Annotated in this window: 16 protein-coding genes and 3 tRNA genes; 8 read left to right on the top strand and 11 right to left on the bottom strand. The window is 61.9% G+C overall.

Annotation, left to right across the window (positions count from 1 at the left end):
* Window positions 1–5: 5 nt before the first annotated feature.
* On the bottom strand, window positions 6–788 hold the full coding sequence (locus tag RTI28_RS02375) for a methyltransferase domain-containing protein (protein ID WP_316918945.1): 783 nt from the start codon (window positions 786–788) through the stop codon (window positions 6–8).
* 79 nt (window positions 789–867) lie between these two features.
* Between RTI28_RS02375 and gloB the strand changes: the two genes are divergently transcribed.
* From gloB to fabI, 8 genes are all read left to right on the top strand, one after another.
* The gene (gloB, locus tag RTI28_RS02370) at window positions 868–1,653 is read left to right on the top strand and encodes a hydroxyacylglutathione hydrolase (protein WP_316919111.1); all 786 of its coding nucleotides are present in this window, start codon (window positions 868–870) and stop codon (window positions 1,651–1,653) included.
* A gap of 94 nt (window positions 1,654–1,747) precedes the next feature.
* Entirely contained in the window at window positions 1,748–3,193 is a 1,446-nt protein-coding gene (locus RTI28_RS02365; RefSeq protein ID WP_316918944.1) for a lytic transglycosylase domain-containing protein, read from the top strand.
* Between the two features lie 117 nt (window positions 3,194–3,310).
* A complete protein-coding gene (locus tag RTI28_RS02360) occupies window positions 3,311–5,140 on the top strand; it encodes an extracellular solute-binding protein (RefSeq protein WP_316918943.1) in 1,830 nt (609 codons plus the stop codon).
* A complete protein-coding gene (locus tag RTI28_RS02355) occupies window positions 5,137–6,990 on the top strand; it encodes an extracellular solute-binding protein (protein ID WP_316918942.1) in 1,854 nt (617 codons plus the stop codon). Before RTI28_RS02360 ends, RTI28_RS02355 begins: the two co-directional genes overlap by 4 nt.
* Before the next feature lies 1 nt (window position 6,991).
* Entirely contained in the window at window positions 6,992–8,065 is a 1,074-nt protein-coding gene (locus tag RTI28_RS02350) for a microcin C ABC transporter permease YejB (protein ID WP_316918941.1), read from the top strand.
* A gap of 1 nt (window position 8,066) precedes the next feature.
* Window positions 8,067–9,086: an ABC transporter permease gene (locus RTI28_RS02345; RefSeq protein WP_316918940.1), complete on the top strand. Its 1,020-nt coding sequence runs from the start codon at window positions 8,067–8,069 to the stop codon at window positions 9,084–9,086.
* 1 nt (window position 9,087) lies between these two features.
* Entirely contained in the window at window positions 9,088–10,704 is a 1,617-nt protein-coding gene (locus RTI28_RS02340) for an ABC transporter ATP-binding protein (RefSeq protein WP_316918939.1), read from the top strand.
* Between the two features lie 13 nt (window positions 10,705–10,717).
* Window positions 10,718–11,512 (top strand): enoyl-ACP reductase FabI, encoded by a 795-nt coding sequence (fabI, locus tag RTI28_RS02335; RefSeq protein WP_316918938.1) that lies wholly within the window; start codon window positions 10,718–10,720, stop codon window positions 11,510–11,512.
* Between the two features lie 153 nt (window positions 11,513–11,665).
* On the opposite strand, the gene RTI28_RS02330 is transcribed toward fabI, so the two are convergent.
* The 10 genes from RTI28_RS02330 to RTI28_RS02285 form a co-directional block, all read right to left on the bottom strand.
* A complete protein-coding gene (locus RTI28_RS02330; protein ID WP_316918937.1) occupies window positions 11,666–13,537 on the bottom strand; it encodes a SurA N-terminal domain-containing protein in 1,872 nt (623 codons plus the stop codon).
* Between the two features lie 191 nt (window positions 13,538–13,728).
* Window positions 13,729–14,001 (bottom strand): HU family DNA-binding protein, encoded by a 273-nt coding sequence (locus RTI28_RS02325; protein WP_316918936.1) that lies wholly within the window; start codon window positions 13,999–14,001, stop codon window positions 13,729–13,731.
* Window positions 14,002–14,139: 138 nt separating this feature from the next.
* On the bottom strand, window positions 14,140–16,536 hold the full coding sequence (lon, locus tag RTI28_RS02320) for an endopeptidase La (RefSeq protein ID WP_316918935.1): 2,397 nt from the start codon (window positions 16,534–16,536) through the stop codon (window positions 14,140–14,142).
* A 151-nt stretch (window positions 16,537–16,687) separates the two neighbouring features.
* A complete protein-coding gene (gene clpX / locus RTI28_RS02315; RefSeq protein WP_042126250.1) occupies window positions 16,688–17,971 on the bottom strand; it encodes an ATP-dependent Clp protease ATP-binding subunit ClpX in 1,284 nt (427 codons plus the stop codon).
* A gap of 108 nt (window positions 17,972–18,079) precedes the next feature.
* Window positions 18,080–18,721 (bottom strand): ATP-dependent Clp endopeptidase proteolytic subunit ClpP, encoded by a 642-nt coding sequence (clpP, locus tag RTI28_RS02310; protein ID WP_075802447.1) that lies wholly within the window; start codon window positions 18,719–18,721, stop codon window positions 18,080–18,082.
* A 90-nt stretch (window positions 18,722–18,811) separates the two neighbouring features.
* Window positions 18,812–20,125: a trigger factor gene (gene tig, locus RTI28_RS02305; RefSeq protein ID WP_316918934.1), complete on the bottom strand. Its 1,314-nt coding sequence runs from the start codon at window positions 20,123–20,125 to the stop codon at window positions 18,812–18,814.
* Between the two features lie 221 nt (window positions 20,126–20,346).
* A complete protein-coding gene (locus tag RTI28_RS02300) occupies window positions 20,347–20,652 on the bottom strand; it encodes a DUF6388 family protein (protein WP_316918933.1) in 306 nt (101 codons plus the stop codon).
* Window positions 20,653–20,815: 163 nt separating this feature from the next.
* Window positions 20,816–20,891, bottom strand: a tRNA-His gene (locus RTI28_RS02295).
* Between the two features lie 58 nt (window positions 20,892–20,949).
* Window positions 20,950–21,034, bottom strand: a tRNA-Leu gene (locus tag RTI28_RS02290).
* 53 nt (window positions 21,035–21,087) lie between these two features.
* A tRNA-His gene (locus RTI28_RS02285) sits at window positions 21,088–21,163 on the bottom strand.
* Window positions 21,164–21,168 lie beyond the last annotated feature (5 nt).

Genomic DNA, 21,168 nt, shown 5'->3' with positions numbered 1-21,168 from the left:
CAGCCTTATTCATCGTTGAAGGGTCTGCCTTCGGGGTGAGGTGCCTGGCGGTTGACCTTGGCCAGCGGCAATGGAATCAGCTTGCCCATCGGTTCGCGGCGCTCCTGGCGCAGCGGACGCAGGCCAACCACCATCTTGCGTGCCACCAGCAGATAGACCCCGCCGCCGGAGCCCTGCCAGCGTCCGGCAAGACGCTCCCACCCCGCCAGCCTGGCCTGCCAGGCCGGGGAGGCAAGCGGCGGACGATAGCACCCGAACCGGCGTTTCTCCAGCGCAAAGCCCAGCAGGTTGAGCCAGTCACCAACCCGCGACGGCGAGATGCAGCGGGCCTTGCGCAACGCATCATGGGCGAACACCCGGCGCACGCCCCAACTGCTCCAGGGATTGATCCCGACGATCAGCAGGTGCCCGCCCGGACGCACACTGCTGGCGGCCTCGCGCAACAGACCATGGGGCGACAGCGAGAAGTCCAGGCCGTGTTGCAGCACCACCACGTCGGCGGCGTGCTCGCTCAGCGGCCAGGCCTGCTCCTCGCAGACGATCTCCACACCCGGCAACGGTGCGCCGAGGCGCACGTTGCGCTGCACCTGCGGCGCGGTGGGCGGCGGTTCGGCACCGGGCCCGTAGTGCACCAGGTAGCCACCGAAGTAGCGCCCGAGTTCCTCTTCCAGCAGGCGCTCCTCCTCGGCGAGCATCAGTTGTCCCAGCGGACCGGCGAACCAGTCACGGGCCAGGCGGATCAGTTCGAGCCACTCCGGATCGGCCTGGGCGAAGGCTTGATCGGTCATTGCGTTCTCCCTGGAAGGTTCTCGACGACGCACATAGCTACTAAGATGCACCCTTGTCCCACGTTTGGCGAATCGCTCGATGATACAGATAGAAGCCTTGCCCGCTTTCAACGACAACTACATCTGGTTGTTGCAGAACTCCGCCAGCCGTCGCTGCGCGGTGGTCGATCCGGGCGATGCGACGCCAGTCCTGAGCTGGCTGCGGGCGCACCCGGGCTGGCGTCTGGAGGACATCCTCATCACCCACCACCACGCCGATCACGTCGGTGGCGTGGAGGCGCTCAAGGCCGCCACCGGCGCGCGGGTCAGCGGACCGGCCAGCGAGCGTATTCCGGCACGGGACGCGGCGCTGGAGGACAATGCCTCGATACGGGTGCTGGACACCGATTTCCAGGTCTTCGCGGTGCCTGGCCATACCCTTGGCCATATCGCCTACTTCAGCAATCAGCCGGCGACTCCCTTGCTGTTCTGTGGCGACACCCTGTTCGCCGCCGGTTGCGGACGCCTGTTCGAGGGCACGCCGGCGCAGATGCATGCGTCGCTCCAGCGCCTGGCGGCGCTGCCCGAGGCCACGCAAGTGTATTGCACCCACGAATACACCCTGAGCAACCTGCGCTTCGCCCGTGCCGTCGAGCCGGACAATCCGCACGTTGCCGCACGCTTCGCGGAAGTTACCCGCTTGCGTTCGGAAAATCGCATCACGTTGCCGTCAACGATCGGTCTGGAGCGCTTGACCAACCCCTTTCTGCGCACCGGAGAAACATCCGTTAAAGAAAAAGCAGACGAACGGACAGGGGTGTTAAACCCTACGCCAAGTGCTGTTTTTGCTGGGTTGCGGGCCTGGAAGGATACATTCCAGGGATGACCGCTTGATGACCGCAGAGTTCTGAAAGGTTGACCCGGTTCGGGGCGCTTTCTAGAATCGCCCGACATTTTCGCCCGGAACTCTGTCCCAGCCAATGTCGTCCAATAGCCGCCGAACCCTCACTCCCGCCGCCCTGACGCGCCTCGCACAGGCCGTAGCGCTTGGCCTGACAGCCACCCTCGTGGGCTGCCAGAGCACCAGCCATATGGGCGACAACGAAAGCGTTCGCGTGCACGTCCAGCCCCGCCTCAAGCAGAAGCCCGTGTTCGTCCAGGCCAAGCCGGTGGAGCAGGCACCACAGGATGTCTGGGAGCGTATTCGCCAGGGCTTCCAGTTGCAGGACGACATCGGCGTCAACCCGCGTATCGAACAGCAGCGCCTGTGGTTCGCCAGCAATCCGACCTTCCTCGAAACCGCCGGCGATCGCGGCAGCCTGTACATCCACTACATCGTCGAGCGCCTCGAAGAACGCGACATGCCGCTGGAGCTGGCACTGCTGCCAGCCATCGAGAGCGCCTACAACCCGATGGCCTACTCCCGCGCCCATGCGGTCGGGCTGTGGCAGTTCATTCCGTCCACCGGGCGTCACTACAACCTGCGCCAGACCCGTTTCTACGACGGCCGTCGCGACATCACCGCGTCGACCAACGCCGCGCTGGACTACCTGAGCCGCCTGCACGACATGTTCAACGGCGACTGGCTGCTGGCGCTGGCTGCCTACAACGCCGGCGAGGGCACGGTCAGCCGGGCCATCGAGCGCAACGAGCGCGTCGGCCTGCCCACCGACTACTGGAACCTGCCGCTGCCCCAGGAAACCCGCGACTACGTGCCCAAGCTGCTGGCGCTGTCGCAGGTGGTCCTGACGCCTGAAGCCTACGGCGTGAACCTCAATCCGATCGCCAACGAGCCCTACTTCGAAGCCGTCGCCATCAAGGACCGTCTCGACCTGTCGCGGGTTGCCGCCCTGGCCGAGATCGACGAGGACGAGCTGTTCCAGCTCAACCCGGCCTTCAAGAAACGCATGACCGTGGACGGCCCGCAGCAACTGCTGGTACCGACCGCCAAGGCGCAACTGCTGACCAGCAGCCTGTCGAGCATGAAGCCCGAGGAACTGCTCGCCCTGCAACCCAAGGCCGCGGTGTTCGAGGCGGCGCTGGCCGAGGCCAGCGCACCGGCCGCGCGCAGCGTGCGCTATCGGGTCAAGCGTGGCGACAGCCTGGGCAGCATCGCCAAGGCCAACCAGGTCAGCGTCAAGGAACTGCAACGCTGGAACAAGATCAACGGCAACCGCCTCAAGGCCGGGCAGACCCTGGTTCTGCAGAGCAGCCAGCCGATCACCGTGGCGTCCGCCGCGAAACCCGCCGCCGGCGGCAATGGCAAACAGCGCGCTACCCAGTACAAGGTGAAGAAAGGCGATTCGCTGTACCTGGTTGCCAAACGCTTCAACGTCGAGATGCAACACCTCAAACGCTGGAATCCGCGCAGTGGCCAGGCCCTGAAGCCGGGGCAAACCCTTACTGTCTACCTGCCGCATCAATAAAGGCGTGCACCGCTTGAGGGCGGTGCATGGACGCCTGGGGCGCGCTCTTTTTCCTGCTGATACAAGCTGTTACTGTAGGAACAACAAAGCCCAAGCCGCCTGGATCGGATCGCCGACTTGATACGTCCCCTCCTGCTGTCACTCAGCCTGGTCTTGAGCTTTCCCGCGGGCGCCACCATCACCGAAAGCCACGGTTACGCCCAGTTCGGCACGCTCAAGTACCCCGCCAAATTCACCCACTTCGACTGGGTCAATCCGCAAGCGCCCAAGGGCGGTACCTTGCGGGCCATGGCATTCGGTACCTTCGACACCCTCAACCCCTACACCTTCAAGGGCAGCAGCCCGGTGACCACCCCGAACTTCCTGCAGTACGGGGTCAACGAGCTCAATGAAACCCTCATGGTCGGCACTGGCCAGTACGACCCTTCCGGCGATGAAGCCACCTCCAGCTACGGCCTGATCGCCCGCTCGGTCGAGTACAGCGAGGACCGCAGCTGGGTGGTTTTCAACCTGCGTCCGGAAGCGCGCTTCCACGATGGCCGGCCGATCACCGCGGCGGACGTGGCGTTTTCCTACCGCACGCTGCTGAAGGACGGCCATCCGATCTATCGCACCAACCTGCAGGAAGTCGAGCGCGTCGACATTCTCGGACCACGGCGCATCCGCTTCGTCTTCAAGCGCGCGGGCAATCCCCTGCTGATCCTGCGCCTGGGCGAGATGCCGGTGCTGCCGCAGCATTACTGGAAGGGCCGCGACTTCAAGGCCACCACCTTCACCCCTCCCCTGGGCAGCGGCCCCTATCGCATCAGCGAGGTACAACCGGGTCGGCGCCTGGTGTTCGAGCGGGTCAAGGACTGGTGGGGCAAGGACCTGGCGGTCAATCGCGGCAAGTACAACTTCGATCGCGTCGAGTACGAGTTCTATCGCGACAGCGACGTCGCCTTCGAAGCCTTCAAGGCCGGCGAGTTCGATATCTACATCGAGCACCAGGCGAAGAACTGGGCCAACGGCTACAACTTCCCGGCGATACGCCGCGGCGAGGTGATCAAGGCGCAGATCAGGCACCAGATCCCGACGCAGAGCCAGGGCCTGTTCATGAACAGTCGCCGCGCGGCCTTCGCCGATCGCCGGGTGCGTCAGGCCCTGGGCCTGATGCTCGATTTCGAATGGACCAATCGCACGCTGTTCAGCAGTGCCTATCGCCGCGCCACCAGTTTCTACCCCAACAGTGAATTCAGCGCCGCGGGGCTGCCGGTGGGCAAGGAATGGCTGTTGCTGGCGCCCTGGCGCGAGCAGTTGCCGTCCGCGCTGTTCACCCAGCCGTTCAGCGTCAGCCAGACCGACGGTCGCGGTGTCGGGCGCGACAACCTGCGCCTGGCCCTCGACCTGCTCGGCCAGGCCGGCTGGAAACTCAGCGGGCAGCGCCTGCTGAACAGCAACGGCCAGCCCTTGAAGCTGGAAATTCTTCTGGTCAATCCGAACCTCGAACGGATTCTCCAGCCTTATGTGGAGAACCTCGCCAGCATCGGCATCGAGGCACGGCTGCGCACCGTCGACCGGGCCCAGTACAAACAACGCCTGGACCAGTTCGATTTCGACATGATCCTGATGACCCTGACCCAGACCCTCAGCCCCGGGCTCGAGCAATGGCAGTATTTTCACTCCAGCCAGGCAGGCACCAAGGGCAGCAAGAACTACGCTGGCGTGAACAGCCCGGTGGTCGACCATCTGCTCGACAGCCTGCTCGCGGCGCAGACCCGCGACGAGCAGGTGGCCGCGACCCGTGCCCTCGACCGCGTCCTGCTGTGGCAGCACTACATGATTCCCAACTGGTATCTCGACTATCACCGCCTGGCCTACCGCAACCGGTTCGCCTTCGTCACCACGCCGCCCTACACCCTGGGGCTGAATACCTGGTGGCTCAAGCCTTCGGAGAACGCCCAATGATGCCAACGCCCCGTTTGCGCCGGTTGCTCGGCGGCCTGCTGCTGGCCGGCCTGAGCGTGCCAAGCCTGGCCGCGCCGCAACACGCCGTGACCCTCTACAACGAAGCACCGAAGTACCCCGCCGACTTCAAGCATTTCGACTATGTGAATCCCGACGCGCCCAAGGGCGGCACCTTCCGCGAAAACGGCTTCGGCAGTTTCGATAGCCTCAATCCCTTCATCAGCAAGGGCGTACCAGCAGACAACATCGACCTGGTCTACGACACCCTGGCTCGCGCCAGCCTCGACGAGCCGTTCACCGAATACGGCCTGCTCGCCAGGCAGATCGAGAAAGCGCCGGACAACAGCTGGGTGCGCTTCTACCTGCGCCCCGAAGCACGCTTCCAGGACGGCCAGCCGGTGCATGCCGAAGACGTGGTGTTCACCTTCAATACCCTGATGAAAAGCGGTGCGCCGCTGTTCCGCGGTTACTACGCGGATGTCGCCGAGGTGATTGCCGAGGACCCGCTGCGGGTGCTGTTCAAGTTCAAGCACAGCAACAACCGCGAGCTGCCGCTGATCCTCGGGCAGATCGCGGTACTGCCGAAACACGTCTGGGAAGGTCGCGACTTTGCCAAGGGCGGTCTGGAAGTCCCGGTGGGCAGCGGGCCCTACAAGGTCGCCGAGGTCAAGCCCGGGCGCTCGATCCGCCTGGAGCGGGACAGGAACTACTGGGGCAGGGACCTGCCGATCAACCGCGGCTTCTACAACTTCGACACCATCACCGTCGACTACTACCGCGACAACACCGTGGCCCTGGAAGCGCTCAAGGCCGGACAGTTCGACTACTGGTTCGAAACCAGCGCGAAGAACTGGGCCACCGCCTACAACATCCCCGCCGTGCGGGAAAAGCGCCTGATCCGCGAGGAAATCCCCAATGGCACGCCAACCGGCATGCAGGGCTTCGTCTTCAACCTGCGCCGTCCGGTGTTCCAGGACGTACGGGTGCGCCAGGCACTGAGCCTGCTGCTGGATTTCGAATGGACCAACAAGCAGCTGTTCAACGGTGCCTACACCCGCACCGGCAGCTACTTCGAAAACTCCGAGATGGCCGCCAGGGGCCTGCCTGGCGAGGATGAACTGAAACTCCTCGAACCGCTGCGCGGCAAGATTCCCGAACAGGTCTTCAGCGAGGAGTTCAAGAACCCGGTCACCGACGCCAGCGGCATGATCCGCGAGCAGCAGCGCCAGGCCTACAAGCTGCTGCAGGAGGCTGGCTGGCGTATCGAGAACGACAGGATGGTGGACGCCCAGGGCAAACCGCTGACCCTCGAATTCCTCCTCGCCCAGACCGAGTTCGAGCGCATCCTCCTGCCCTACAAGCGCAACCTCGCCGATCTCGGTATCACCCTGAACATCCGTCGGGTCGATGTCGCCGAATACATCAACCGTCTGCGCTCGCGGGACTTCGACATGATCGTCGGCGGCTTCCCGCAGTCCAACTCGCCGGGCAACGAACAGCGCGAGTTCTGGCAGAGCTCCAGCGCCGACAACCCCGGCAGCCGCAACTACATGGGCCTCAAGGACCCGGCGGTGGACAGCCTGGTGGAATCGCTGATCAATGCCGATTCGCGGCAGAGCCTGATCACCCATACCCGCGCCCTCGACCGCGTACTGCAATGGGGCTTCTACGTGGTGCCCAACTGGCATATCAAGACCTGGCGCGTGGCCTACTGGAACCATATCGGCCACCCGGACACGCCACCCAAGTACGACATCGGCATCAACACCTGGTGGATCAAGCCGGAAGTGAAACCGGCCGCCCCGGCCACGCCGCCGGATGGCAGCGCCGCCGCGAACAAGGAGCCGTGACATGTTCGCCTATATCCTGCGGCGCCTGCTGCTGATCATCCCGACCCTGTTCGGCATCCTGATCATCAACTTCGTCATCATCCAGGCCGCCCCCGGCGGCCCGGTGGAACAGATGATCGCCAAGCTCGAAGGCTTCGAGGGCGCCACCAGCCGCATCGCCGGCGGTGGCGCCGAAGTGTCCGTGGCCGGCTCCAACTACCGCGGCGCGCAAGGCCTCGATCCGGCGCTGGTCAAGGAAATCGAGCGCATGTACGGCTTCGACAAGTCGGCGCCGGAACGCCTGTGGATCATGGTCAAGAACTACGCCCGGCTGGACTTCGGCGACAGTTTCTTCCGCGATGCCAAGGTGGTCGACCTGATCGCCGAGAAGCTCCCGGTGTCGATCTCCCTCGGCCTGTGGAGCACGCTGATCATGTACCTGGTGTCGATCCCCCTGGGCATCGCCAAGGCCACCCGGCATGGCAGTCATTTCGACGTCTGGACCAGTTCGGCGATCATCATCGGCTACGCCATCCCTGCGTTTCTGTTCGCCATCCTGCTGATCGTGGTGTTCGCCGGCGGCAGCTATCTGGACTGGTTCCCGCTGCGCGGGCTGACCTCGAGCGACTTCGACGAGCTGAGCACTTGGGGCAAGATCAGCGACTACTTCTGGCACCTGGCGCTGCCGATCACCGCGCTGGTGATCGGCAACTTCGCCACCATGACCCTGCTGACCAAGAACAGCTTCCTCGACGAGATCAACAAGCAGTACGTGGTCACCGCCAAGGCCAAGGGCCTGACCCCGCACCGCGTGCTCTACGGGCATGTGTTCCGCAACGCCATGCTGCTGGTGATCGCCGGCTTCCCCTCGGCGTTCATCGGCATCTTCTTCACCGGCTCGCTGCTGGTGGAAGTGATCTTCTCCCTCGACGGCCTCGGCCTGATGAGCTTCGAGGCAGCGATCAACCGTGACTACCCGGTGGTCTTCGGCACCCTGTTCATCTTCACCCTGCTGGGGCTGGTGGTGAAACTGATCGGCGACCTGACCTATACCCTGGTCGATCCACGCATCGACTTCGAAAGCCGGGAGCACTGAGATGAACCTGTCCCCTCTCAATCGCCGCCGCTTCGAGCGTTTCAAGGCCAACCGACGCGGTTGGTGGTCGCTGTGGCTGTTCGTCATCCTGTTCGGCCTGAGCCTGGGTGCCGAGCTGATCGCCAACGACAAGCCGCTGGCCGTACGTTACGACGGCGAGTGGTACTTCCCGGCCTTCAAGCGCTACCCGGAAACCACCTTTGGCGGCGAATTCCCCCTGGAAGCCAACTACAAGAGCCCGTACATCCGCGATCTGCTGGAGAAGAAGCAGAGCTGGGTGCTGTGGGCGCCGATTCCGTTCAGCTACCAGAGTATCAACTACGACCTCAAGGTGCCGGCCCCTGCCCCGCCATCGGCGCAGAACTGGCTGGGCACCGACGACCAGGGCCGCGACGTGCTGGCGCGGGTGATCTACGGCTTCCGCATCTCGGTGCTGTTCGCCCTGACCCTGACCGTGCTCAGTTCCATCATCGGCGTGATCGCCGGCGCCCTGCAGGGATTCTATGGTGGCTGGGTCGACCTGGCCGGACAGCGCTTCCTGGAGATCTGGTCGGGCCTGCCGGTACTGTACCTGCTGATCATCCTCGCCAGCTTCGTGCAGCCGAACTTCTGGTGGCTGCTGGGGATCATGCTGCTGTTCTCCTGGATGAGCCTGGTGGATGTGGTCCGCGCCGAGTTCCTGCGCGGACGCAACCTGGAGTACGTGCGCGCCGCGCGGGCGCTGGGCATGCAGAACGCGGCGATCATGTACCGGCACATCCTGCCCAACGCCATGGTCTCGACCATGACCTTCCTGCCGTTCATTCTCACCGGTGCCATCGGTACCCTGACCGCCCTGGACTTCCTCGGCTTCGGCCTGCCGCCCGGCGCACCGTCCCTTGGCGAACTGGTCGCCCAGGGCAAATCCAACCTGCAGGCCCCGTGGTTGGGTATCAGCGCCTTCGCCGTGTTGGCCCTGATGCTCAGCCTGCTGGTATTCATCGGCGAATCCGCCCGCGACGCCTTCGACCCGAGGAAATGACATGAACAAGGACACCTTGATCGAAGTACGCGACCTCGCCGTGGAATTCATCAGCGGAACGCAGCAGCAGCGCGTGGTGGAAGGCGTGAGCTTCGATATCCGGCGTGGCGAGACCCTGGCACTGGTCGGCGAGAGCGGCTCGGGCAAATCGGTCACCGCCCACTCCATCCTGCGCCTGCTGCCCTACCCGCTGGCGCGGCACCCGGCCGGCAGCATCCGCTACGGCGAGCAGGACCTGCTGCACCTGGACGAGAAAAAGATGCGCCATATCCGTGGCAACCGCATCGCCATGATCTTCCAGGAGCCGATGACCTCGCTGAACCCGCTGCACAACATCGAGAAGCAGATCAACGAAGTCCTGATGCTGCACAAGGGCCTGCGCGGCAAGGAAGCCACCGCGCGCACCCTGGAGCTGCTGGAACTGGTCGGCATCCCCGATCCGCTCAAGCGCCTCAAGGCCCTGCCCCACGAACTGTCCGGCGGCCAGCGGCAGCGGGTGATGATCGCCATGGCCCTGGCCAACGAGCCGGAACTGCTGATCGCCGACGAGCCAACCACTGCGCTGGACGTCACCGTCCAGCTGAAAATCCTCGAATTGTTGAAGCGTTTGCAGGCCAAGCTGGGCATGGCCCTGCTGCTGATCAGCCACGATCTGAACCTGGTGAAAAGAATTGCGCACCGCGTATGTGTCATGCAGCGCGGTTGCATCGTCGAACAGTCATCGTGTGAAGAACTGTTCCGCGCTCCGCAGCATCCGTACACGAAAATGCTGCTCGGCGCCGAGCCCAGCGGCAAGCCCGCCGCCAACCCGGAGGGCGCGCCGTTGCTGGAAGTCGAGGACCTGCGTGTCTGGTTCCCGATCAGGAAAGGCCTGCTGCGCCGGACCGTGGACCACGTCAAGGCGGTGGATGGCATCAACTTCAGCCTGCCCCAGGGCCAGACCCTGGGAATCGTTGGCGAAAGCGGTTCGGGCAAGTCGACATTGGGTCTGGCGATCCTGCGCCTGATCGGCAGCAAGGGCGCCATCCGCTTCGAGAAGCAGCGGCTGGACGGCATGAGCCAGCAACAGGTACGACCGCTGCGGCGGGAGATGCAGGTGGTTTTCCAGGACCCCTTCGGCAGCCTGAGCCCGCGCATGTGCGTGAACGATATCGTCGGCGAAGGCCTGCGCATTCATCGGATAGGCACGGAAGCGGAACAGGAACAGGCCATCATGGAAGCACTCAGGGAAGTAGGTCTGGACCCGGAAACCCGGCACCGCTACCCTCACGAGTTCTCCGGAGGCCAACGACAACGGATTGCCATTGCCCGGGCACTGGTATTGAAACCGGCACTGATCCTGCTGGACGAGCCCACTTCGGCGCTCGACCGCACCGTTCAGCGCCAGGTGGTGGAGCTGCTGCGCGCGCTGCAGACCAAGTACAACCTGACCTACCTGTTCATCAGCCACGATCTGGCGGTGGTCAAGGCGCTCAGTCACCAGTTGATGGTGGTCAAGCAGGGTCAGGTCGTGGAACAAGGTCCGGCCGCGAGCATCTTCGCCGCACCGCAACACCCCTATACACAGCAGCTGCTGGAGGCCGCCTTTCTGGCTCCCACGGCTGTCGATATAACCTGAAGAGGAACAACACATGGGTTTTCTCGCCGGTAAGCGCGTACTGATCGTCGGTGTCGCCAGCAAACTGTCCATCGCATCCGGCATCGCTGCCGCCATGCATCGCGAGGGGGCGGAACTTGCCTTCACCTACCAGAACGAAAAGCTCAAGGGCCGCGTCGAAGAGTTCGCCGCTGGCTGGGGCTCCAACCCTGAGCTGTGCTTCCCTTGCGACGTTGCCAACGACGACGACATCGCCAAGGTCTTCGAGGAACTGAGCAAGAAGTGGGACGGCCTGGATTGCATCGTGCACTCCGTGGGCTTCGCGCCGGGCGACCAGCTCGACGGCGACTTCACCGAAGTCACCACCCGCGAAGGCTTCCGCATCGCCCACGACATCAGCGCCTACAGCTTCGTCGCCCTGGCCAAGGCCGGTCGCGAATTGATGAAGGGCCGTAACGGCAGCCTGCTGACCCTGTCGTACCTGGGCGCCGAGCGCACCATGCCGAACTACAACGTCATGGGCATGGCCAAGGCCAGCCTGGAAGCCGGCGTTCGCTACCTGGCCGGCAGCCTCGGCCCGGAAGGCACTCGCGTCAACGCCATCTCCGCCGGTCCGATCCGCACCCTGGCCGCTTCCGGCATCAAGAGCTTCCGCAAGATGCTGGCTGCCAACGAAGCGCAGACCCCGCTGCGTCGCAACGTCACCATCGAAGAAGTCGGCAACGCCGGCGCCTTCCTCTGCTCCGACCTGGCGTCGGGTGTCAGCGGTGAAATCATGTACGTGGACGGTGGCTTCAACACCACCGCCATGGGCGATATCTCGGAGTAAGACTTCGGGAACAGGAAAAGGCCGCGATTGCGGCCTTTTCTTTTGCCTGGAGAACAGACGTCGTCCCGCTTCGGGATGGGAGGGGCGCCTCCTGTTCAGCGCAGATAAAAAAAGCCCGCATCGCTGCGGGCTTTCCTTTATCTGCGACCTCACTCAGTAACGAGTGATCTCCGCCTTGGCTTCCAGTTGCTTGCGGTATGCCGCGAAGTCCTGCTGACCGGCACGGGAGGCAAGATAGCGGCGGTACTCGCCCTTCTCTTCCTCGCTGGCCGCACTGCCTTCGTTGACGCCATTCAGGCGCAGCACGACGACACTGCCATCCGCCAGGGTGACGGTGGAATACACCGGCTTGTCCTTGGCCTCCGGCTTGCCCATGCGGAACAGTGCCTGCAGCTCGGCTGGATCGACGCCTTCCTGCATGCGGGTAGCCGCTTCATGGACCTTCCAGCTCTGGCCATCCTGCACCGCCTGGTAAGCGATCTTGCCATCGCGCAGGCCGGCGATCAGGGCCTCGGTCTTGCTCTTCACGGCAGCAGTAGCCTGCTCCTGAGCCAGATGGTCATGGATCGGACCGGACACGGCTTCCAGCGGCAGCTGTTCAGGCTTGCGGTGTTCCTTGACCCGCACGACCACCACGGTTTCCGGATCCAGTTCGATCGCCGAGCTGTTGGCGCCTTCGTCCATCACTTCAGGACTGAACGCGGCCTGGATCACCTGACGGTTGGCGGTGATGCCATCACCCCCTTCACGACCGAACGGTGCCGAGGTCTGTACCTGCAGACCCAGATCCTGGGCTGGCTGGGCCAGATCGGAGGCTTCGAAGGCCGAGTCTTCCAGTTGCTTGGTGGCCTCGACGAAACGCTGCTCGACCTGCTGGGTCTTCAGCTCGCGGGTCAGCTTGTCCTTCAGGCTGGCGAAGGTCGGTACTTCCGGCGCCTGCACGCCCAGCAGCTTGATCAGATGGAAACCGAACTCGGTACGTACCGGAGCGGAGACCTGGTCCTTGTTCAGCGCATAGAGCGCATCCTCGAAGGCCGGATCATAGACACCCTTGCCGGCGTAACCGAGGTCACCGCCGTTGTTCGCCGAACCAGGATCCTGCGAGAACTCCTTGGCCAACGCCGCAAAGTCCTCGCCCTTGGCCAGGCGTTGCTGGACGTCCTCGACGCGGGCCTTGGCCTGGGCTTCATCCTGCTTGTCGTTGACCTCGATGAGGATGTGCGCGGCATGGCGCTGTTCGGCGAGGTTGGCGATTTCTTTCTGGTACAGCGCCTGCAGTTCGTCCTCGTTGACCTTGACCTGGTCGAAGTACGCGGCCTTCTTCAGCTCGATATAGTCGATGACGACCTGATCGGGGCTCATGAATTCCTTGGCGTGCTGCTCGTAGTGCGCCTTGATCTGCTCATCGCTGACAGTGACGGCGGCCGGGTCGGCCTTGAAGGTCAGCGAGGCGAAATCACGGGTCTGCTTCTCCAGACGAGCGAAGGCTTCAACCTGGGCATCGGTCACGAAACCACTGCCGGCAAGCCCTGCACGCAGTTGGCCGATCAGCATTTCCTGAGCGAGCATTTCGCGGAACTGCATACGACCGTAGCCCAGCTGGCGAATGACCTGGTCGAAACGCTCGGCACTGAACTTGCCGTCCACCTGGAACTCTGGCGTCTGCAGGATCACCTGATCCAGCGCGGCCTCGGAGAAGGAGAACTTCGCATCACGCGCGCCCTGCAGCAGCAACTGGCGCTCGATCAGGCCTTTCAGCGCAGCTTCACGCAGCATGGCGTCGTTCAGCAGAGAGGGGTCGAAATCCTTGCCCAGCCGTTGCATCAGTTGCCGACGTTGCGTCTCGACAGCCTGGCTCAGCTCGTTCTGGCTGATGGTGTCACCGTTGACCTTGGCAGCATCCTGGTTATGGCTGACGGCCTGGAAAATGGCGTCGAAGCCGGTCAGCGCCATCAGTACCACGATGACACCGATGATGGTCTTGGCAATCCAACCTTGTGAATTGTCCCTGATATTTTGCAGCATGCGTCCCCCAGAAACGGCTGTGGCGGCTGCACAACCGCGGAGCGTGGGTAGAGTCCTGATAGAAGAAAGGCGCATCCGGGGATGCGCCTTCTCGTAACGGGCGGAGCAGACGAATGGGTGATCGTTTCCGCTCCGCCGACGAGCCAGCCGCCAAGGCCGGCCCGACTAGGCGATAGCCTGAAAAGAACGTCTCAGTTGACGGCTTCTTTCAGCGCCTTGCCAGCCTTGAAGCCAGGCTTCTTGGCAGCAGGGATTTCCAGAGTCTTGCCGGTTTGCGGGTTACGGCCAACACGAGCAGGACGATCAGTTACCGAGAAGGTACCGAAGCCGACCAGAACCACGGAGTCACCGCCCTTCAGGGCACCGGTGATAGATTCGATGACTGCATCCAGCGCACGGCCAGCAGCAGCTTTCGGGATATCAGCAGAAGCAGCGATAGCGTCAATCAGTTCCGACTTGTTCACTCTAAGTCCCCTTATCTCTATTTGAGTTTGTTTCTAACTATGTATAGCTGGAATCAACGCCAAGTGGCCCATGACACTTGAGTGCCTCTTAAGGCAAGGACCTAATACGGTCAGATGGGCCACCCGGCTAAATACTGATTAATGCGTGCTGATTCGTTCCTTGGAATCACTGTCGCGTTTTTCATCCTTGGCGACAATCTCGGGAGCCACATCCGGCAAGGGCTCCGGGGCGTATTGCAGCGCAATTTGGAGGACTTCGTCAATCCATTTGACCGGTTTAATCTGAAGATCCTGCTTAATATTGTCAGGAATTTCTTTCAGATCACGCACATTCTCTTCCGGAATGATCACAGTCTTGATTCCACCACGATGGGCGGCCAGCAATTTCTCTTTCAGGCCACCGATCGCCAGCACCTGGCCCCGCAAAGTGATTTCACCGGTCATCGCCACATCGGCGCGCACCGGAATCTGCGTCAAGGCGGAAACCAGCGCAGTGCACATGCCGATACCGGCACTCGGGCCATCCTTCGGTGTCGCGCCTTCCGGCATGTGGATGTGAGTGTCACGCTTCTCGTGGAAGTCGGCCGCAATACCCAGGCTCTGCGCACGACTGCGCACCACGGTCTGCGCGGCAGTGATCGACTCGACCATGACATCGCCCAGCGAGCCGGTCTTGATCAACTGACCCTTGCCGGGAATGACCGCGGCCTCGATGGTCAGCAACTCGCCACCGACCTGCGTCCAGGCCAGGCCGGTCACCTGGCCGACCTGGTCCTGCTGCTCGGCCAGACCATAACGGAACTTGCGCACGCCGAGGAAGTGCTCCAGGCGATCGCCGTCGACCTTGACCACCACCTGCTTCTGCCCGGTGTATTCCTTGACCACCTTGCGGCAGACCTTGGCGATCTGCCGCTCCAGGCCACGTACGCCGGCTTCGCGGGTGTAGTAGCGGATGATGTCGCGGATGGCCGTCACGTCGACTTCCAGCTCGGTCTTCTTCAGACCATTGGCCTTGACCTGCTTAGGCACCAGGTACTTGACCGCGATGTTGATCTTCTCGTCCTCGGTGTAGCCAGGCAGACGAATGACCTCCATCCGGTCCAGCAGCGCCGGCGGAATGTTCATCGAGTTGGAGGTGCAGAGGAACATCACGTCCGACAGGTCGTAATCGACCTCCAGATAGTGATCGTTGAAGTTGTGGTTCTGCTCCGGATCGAGCACTTCCAGCAGCGCCGAGGCGGGATCGCCACGCATGTCACTGCCCATCTTGTCGATTTCATCGAGCAGGAACAGCGGGTTGCGCACACCAACCTTGGTCATTTTCTGGATCAGGCGTCCCGGCATCGAACCGATGTAGGTCCGGCGGTGACCACGGATCTCGGCTTCATCACGCACGCCACCCAGGGCCATGCGCACGAACTTGCGGTTGGTCGCGCTGGCGATGGACTCGGCCAGCGAGGTCTTGCCGACGCCGGGCGGACCGACCAGGCACAGCACCGGCCCACGAATCTTCTTCACCCGCTTCTGCACCGCGAGGTACTCGAGGATGCGTTCCTTGACCTCTTCCAGGCCATAGTGATCGGCATCGAGAATTTCCTCGGCCTTGGCCAGGTCCAGGCGCACCTTGCTCTGGGCCTTCCACGGCACCTGCACCAACCAGTCGAGGTAAGAACGCACCACCGTGGCCTCGGCGGACATCGGCGACATCTGCTTGAGCTTGTTCAGCTCGGCCTGCGCCTTGGCGTAGGCATCCTTCGGCAGGCCGGCAGCCTCGAGACGCTTCTTGAGCTCCTCGACCTCGTTGTGACCTTCGTCGCTGTCGCCGAGCTCCTTCTGAATGGCCTTCATCTGCTCATTCAGGTAGTACTCACGCTGACTGCGCTCCATCTGTTTCTTGACCCGACCGCGGATGCGCTTCTCGACCTGCAGCAGGTCGATTTCGCCATCCAGCAATGCCAGTACGTGTTCGACACGAGTGGCCAGATCGATGATTTCGAGAATTTCCTGCTTCTGCTCGATCTTCAGCGCCATGTGCGCCGCCATGGTATCCACCAGGCGGCCCGGCTCGTCGATACTGTTGAGCGAAGACAGGACTTCAGCCGGGACCTTCTTGCCCAGCTGGACGTATTGTTCGAACTGCGACAGCAGGCTGCGGACGAAGACTTCGGATTCGCGATCGGCGGCGTCGGTTTCCTCGATCAGCGCGACTTCGGCACGAATGTGCCCATCCACCTCGACAAAGCGCTCGACAGTGCCGCGCTGCTCGCCCTCGACCAGCACCTTGACGGTGCCATCGGGCAGTTTCAGCAGTTGCAGAACGGTAGCGATGGTGCCGACGCGATAGAGGGCGTCTTCACCCGGATCATCATCGGCTGGATTCTTCTGAGCCAGCAAAAGGATTTGCTTCTCACCGGTCATCGCAGCCTCGAGGGCCTCGATGGACTTTTCACGCCCCACGAACAGCGGGATGACCATGTGCGGGTAAACAACGACATCGCGCAATGGCAAAAGAGGCAAGTCGAGGGTTGTCTTCATGATTTCGCCTCTACAGCGGCCCTGTGGCCGTAATCCGATGGAAATTTGAGCTTGGAGTTAATGTGGGGGCAGCCCCGGAAAAAAACAAGCTCCATGACAGGAAAAGCAAAGGGGCCCGTAGGCCCCTTGCTGGTTTCACTGCCTCTCAGACTCAGGCGTCTGGTGCGGCTTTGGCTGGCGGCTCGCTGTTCTCGTAGATCAACAGCGGCTGCGAGGTGCCATCGATGACGCTCTCGTCGATCACCACCTTGCTGACATCCTTCTGCGAAGGAATCTCGTACATGGTGTCGAGCAAGATGCCTTCGAGGATCGAACGCAGGCCACGGGCACCGGTCTTGCGCTCCAGTGCCTTGCGAGCGACCGATTTCAGCGCATCGCTGCGGAACTCCAGATCCACGCCTTCCATCTCGAACAACTTGCCGTACTGCTTGGTCAAGGCGTTCTTCGGCTCGGTCAGGATCTGCATCAGCGCGGCCTCATCCAGCTCATCGAGCGTCGCCAGGACTGGCAGACGACCGACGAACTCGGGAATCAGGCCGAACTTGACCAGATCGTCCGGCTCGACTTCACGCAGCGACTCGCCAACCTTCTTGCCCTCCTCCTTGCTGCGAACTTCGGCACCGAAGCCGATGCCGCCGCGGGTGGAGCGCTGCTGGATGACTTTCTCCAGGCCGGAGAAGGCACCACCGCAGATGAACAGGATGTTGCGCGTGTCGACCTGCAGGAACTCCTGCTGCGGGTGCTTGCGGCCACCTTGCGGCGGAACCGAGGCAACGGTGCCCTCGATCAGCTTGAGCAATGCCTGCTGCACGCCCTCGCCCGAAACATCGCGGGTGATCGACGGGTTGTCGGACTTGCGCGAGATCTTGTCGATTTCGTCGATGTAGACAATGCCCATCTGGGCCTTTTCCACATCGTAATCACACTTCTGCAGCAGCTTCTGAATGATGTTCTCGACGTCTTCGCCCACGTAACCGGCTTCGGTCAGCGTAGTGGCGTCGGCGATGGTGAACGGTACGTTCAGCAGGCGAGCGAGTGTTTCCGCGAGCAGGGTCTTGCCCGAGCCGGTCGGGCCGATGAGCAGGATGTTGCTCTTGCCCAGTTCGACGTCGTCGGATTTCTTGTCGCGCTGGTTCAGACGCTTGTAGTGGTTGTACACCGCTACGGCCAGAACCTTTTTCGCGCGCTCCTGACCAATGACGTACTGGTCCAGGATGGCGCTGATTTCTTTCGGCGAAGGCAATTTATGCGCGCTGCTCTCGGCCTGGGCTTCCTGCACCTCCTCGCGGATGATGTCGTTGCACAGGTCGACGCACTCGTCGCAGATAAATACCGAGGGGCCGGCAATCAACTTGCGCACTTCATGCTGGCTTTTGCCGCAGAAGGAGCAATAGAGCAATTTGCCGTTGTCCTCGCCGTTACGGGTGTCAGTCATTCGATCGATCCAATCCGGTAGGCTTGCAACACAAGATGAAGGCAATTGCGGGCTTTTTCAAGTCCGCAGGCAGGCGCTTTCCGCACCTGCCCGCTCTGGCATCCGGGATCAGGATACCAGTTGCCGCTTGTCGTAGACCGAGTCGATCAGGCCGTACTCGGCCGCGCGCTGGGCGCTCATGAAGTTGTCGCGTTCGGTATCGCGCTTGATGGTTTCCAGATCCTGGCCGGTGTGATGGGCCAGCAGCTCGTTCAGACGCGACTTGATATTGAGGATTTCCTGGGCGTGGATCTCGATATCGGTCGCCTGGCCCTGGAAGCCGCCCAGCGGCTGGTGAATCATCACCCGCGAGTTCGGCAGGCAGTGACGCTTGCCGGCGGCACCGGCAGCCAGCAGGAACGCGCCCATGCTGCAGGCCTGGCCGATACAGATGGTGGAGACGTCCGGCTTGATGAACTGCATGGTGTCGTAGATCGACATGCCGGCAGTCACCGAACCGCCCGGGGAGTTGATGTACAGATGGATATCCTTGTCCGGGTTTTCCGCTTCAAGGAACAGCAGTTGCGCCACTACCAGGTTGGCCATGTAGTCCTCTACAGGACCCACCAGGAAGATCACACGCTCCTTCAACAGGCGCGAGTAGATGTCATAGGCACGTTCGCCACGGGCGGACTGCTCGATAACCATCGGGACCAGGCCACCGGCGGCCTGGATGTCAGAGCTCTGCTGAATATAAGAATTGCGGGACATGTCCTGCACTCACTCCCAAATAGTCATGGCTTGAATACGCACAAGCCAGCGCGAAGGCTGGCTTGTGGGGTTTTCCTACGAAGGAGGAAATCACTCAGCGGCGGCAGGTGCCTGTGCTGGTTTGACGGCTTCTTCGTAAGAGACCGACTTGTCGGTCACAGTCGCTTTCTGCAGGACAGTATCTACAACTTGTTCTTCCAGCACAACCGAACGAACTTCGTTCATCTGCTGGTCGTTCTTGTAGTACCAGGCCACAACTTGCTCAGGCTCCTGGTAGGCCGAAGCCATTTCCTGGATCAGTTCGCGAACGCGATCTTCGTCCGGCTTCAGTTCGTTCTGCTTGACCACTTCGGCGACGATCAGGCCCAGCACGACACGGCGCTTGGCTTGCTCTTCGAACAGCTCGGCCGGCAGTTGCTCAGGCTTGATGTTGCCACCGAACTGCTGGACGGCTTGAACGCGCAGGCGGTTCACTTCGTTTTCCAGCAGGGCTTTCGGCACTTCGATCGGGTTGGCAGCCAGCAGGCCGTCCATTACCTGGTTCTTGACCTTGGTCTTGATCGCCTGGCGCAGTTCACGCTCCATGTTCTTGCGAACTTCGGTGCGGAAGCCGTCCAGACCGGTTTCCTTGATGCCGAATTGAGCGAAGAACTCTTCGTTCAGCTCAGGCAGCTTGGGCTCGGAAACGCTGTTGACGGTGACGGTGAACTCGGCGGCTTTGCCAGCCAAGTCGAGGTTCTGGTAGTCCTCGGGGAAGTTCAGGGTCAGAACGCGCTCTTCACCAGCCTTGGCACCGACCAGGCCTTCTTCGAAGCCCGGGATCATGCGGCCGGAGCCCAGTACCAGTTGAGTGCCCTTGGCCGAACCGCCAGCGAAGGCTTCGCCGTCGATCTTGCCGACGAAATCGATGTTCAGCTGGTCTTCGTTCTGGGCAGCGCGGTCGGCGGCTTCGAAACGGGTGTTCTGCTTGCGCAGGACTTCCAGCATGTTGTCCAGGTCGGCGTCGGCGACGTCGGCGCTCAGGCGCTCGACGGCGATCGAGTCGAAGCCGGCAACGGTGAACTCAGGGAAAACTTCGAAAATGGCGACGAATTCCAGGTCCTTGCCCTTTTCGAACGATTTTGGCTCGACGGCAGGGGCGCCAGCCGGGTTCAGCTTCTGCTCGACCACGGCTTCATAGAAGGAAGCCTGGACCAGATCACCGAAAGCCTCCTGACGGGCGGCGTCTTCATAACGCTGACGGATCACGCTCATCGGCACTTTGCCAGGACGGAAGCCTGGAACCTTGGCGCGACGGGCAGTCTGTTGCAGACGCTTGTTGACTTCGGTCTCGACGCGCTCTGCCGGAACGGCGATGGTCATACGACGCTCGAGAGCGGAAGTATTTTCAACAGAAACTTGCATGAATATTCCTCGTTGCACAGACGTTAGCCGGCGATACCCGACTCCAGAATCAAGGGCAAGCATTCTAGTAGCTCACACACCAGAAGTCACCCTGTTCGACCCGGAGGCGAATGGCGCCGACCCTCTTTGATTTCGACAATAACCCGGACGCCCGGGCGATAACGCCACACCGCGCGAAACAGAGCGCTTGCGTCGCCCGGAACAATGAATCGACAACAGGCTCAGGAAGCGCGACCGTCGATCTCGTTGAAGTCGCAGTACTCTTCCCAGCTCATCCCCAGCGCCTGCGCCACTTCGCGGTGGACTTCCAGGCGCATGGCCTGCAGCTCCTGCGGCGACTCGGCAATCAGGCGCAGCGTAAGCTCCCAGGGCTCGATGCCCTGCTCCTGGGCCTCGTCCTCGAACGCCCACTGAATCTGTTGCTGCTGCTCGGTTTCACTCAAGGCGGCGATTTCCGCGAGCAACTGCGGATTGGCCTGAGCGAAGCGCTCCAGCGCGAGCGCCTGGCGGGATTCTTTTGCAATCATCTTTCTACCTGTTCGCCGGCCTGCCGGCTTTTTGTCAACCGGCTGAAATCTATCAGTTTTCATTCAGCGGTTACTAGCCGTCGCAAGCAGCAAAACCTCTACACGAAACGACAAGCCAAAAACACAAAAGGCGCCTGATTTTCATCAGGCGCCTTTCGAAATATGGGGTGGACGAAGGGAATCGAACCCTCGACCACAGGAATCACAATCCTGCGCTCTACCAACTGAGCTACGTCCACCATATGTTGCTGACTTGCGGCTTTCTCACACCTCAGCGCAAGGCGGTGAAAGCATGAATGGTGCGGACGAAGAGACTCGAACTCTTACAGCTTGCGCCGCTGGAACCTAAATCCAGTGTGTCTACCAATTTCACCACGTCCGCGTGAAGCATCTAAAGCAAAGGCGCCAGACTTTCATCAGGCGCCTTCTGGAATATGGGGTGGACGAAGGGAATCGAACCCTCGACCACAGGAATCACAATCCTGCGCTCTACCAACTGAGCTACGTCCACCATAT

Source organism: Pseudomonas sp. zfem002 (assembly GCF_032621685.1).
GTDB classification, from domain to species: domain Bacteria; phylum Pseudomonadota; class Gammaproteobacteria; order Pseudomonadales; family Pseudomonadaceae; genus Aquipseudomonas; species Aquipseudomonas japonica.
The sequence above is the reverse complement of the archived record's forward strand: the minus strand, read 5'-3'. Positions and strand labels throughout refer to the sequence as shown.

Coding starts and splice junctions, on each gene's coding strand:
- RTI28_RS02375 (WP_316918945.1), bottom strand. CDS start 788: ATGACCGATCAAGCCTTCGCCCAGGCCGATCCGGAGTGGCTCGAACTG.
- gloB (WP_316919111.1), top strand. CDS start 868: ATGATACAGATAGAAGCCTTGCCCGCTTTCAACGACAACTACATCTGG.
- RTI28_RS02365 (WP_316918944.1), top strand. CDS start 1,748: ATGTCGTCCAATAGCCGCCGAACCCTCACTCCCGCCGCCCTGACGCGC.
- RTI28_RS02355 (WP_316918942.1), top strand. CDS start 5,137: ATGATGCCAACGCCCCGTTTGCGCCGGTTGCTCGGCGGCCTGCTGCTG.
- RTI28_RS02350 (WP_316918941.1), top strand. CDS start 6,992: ATGTTCGCCTATATCCTGCGGCGCCTGCTGCTGATCATCCCGACCCTG.
- RTI28_RS02345 (WP_316918940.1), top strand. CDS start 8,067: ATGAACCTGTCCCCTCTCAATCGCCGCCGCTTCGAGCGTTTCAAGGCC.
- RTI28_RS02340 (WP_316918939.1), top strand. CDS start 9,088: ATGAACAAGGACACCTTGATCGAAGTACGCGACCTCGCCGTGGAATTC.
- fabI (WP_316918938.1), top strand. CDS start 10,718: ATGGGTTTTCTCGCCGGTAAGCGCGTACTGATCGTCGGTGTCGCCAGC.
- RTI28_RS02330 (WP_316918937.1), bottom strand. CDS start 13,537: ATGCTGCAAAATATCAGGGACAATTCACAAGGTTGGATTGCCAAGACC.
- lon (WP_316918935.1), bottom strand. CDS start 16,536: ATGAAGACAACCCTCGACTTGCCTCTTTTGCCATTGCGCGATGTCGTT.
- clpX (WP_042126250.1), bottom strand. CDS start 17,971: ATGACTGACACCCGTAACGGCGAGGACAACGGCAAATTGCTCTATTGC.
- clpP (WP_075802447.1), bottom strand. CDS start 18,721: ATGTCCCGCAATTCTTATATTCAGCAGAGCTCTGACATCCAGGCCGCC.
- tig (WP_316918934.1), bottom strand. CDS start 20,125: ATGCAAGTTTCTGTTGAAAATACTTCCGCTCTCGAGCGTCGTATGACC.
- RTI28_RS02300 (WP_316918933.1), bottom strand. CDS start 20,652: ATGATTGCAAAAGAATCCCGCCAGGCGCTCGCGCTGGAGCGCTTCGCT.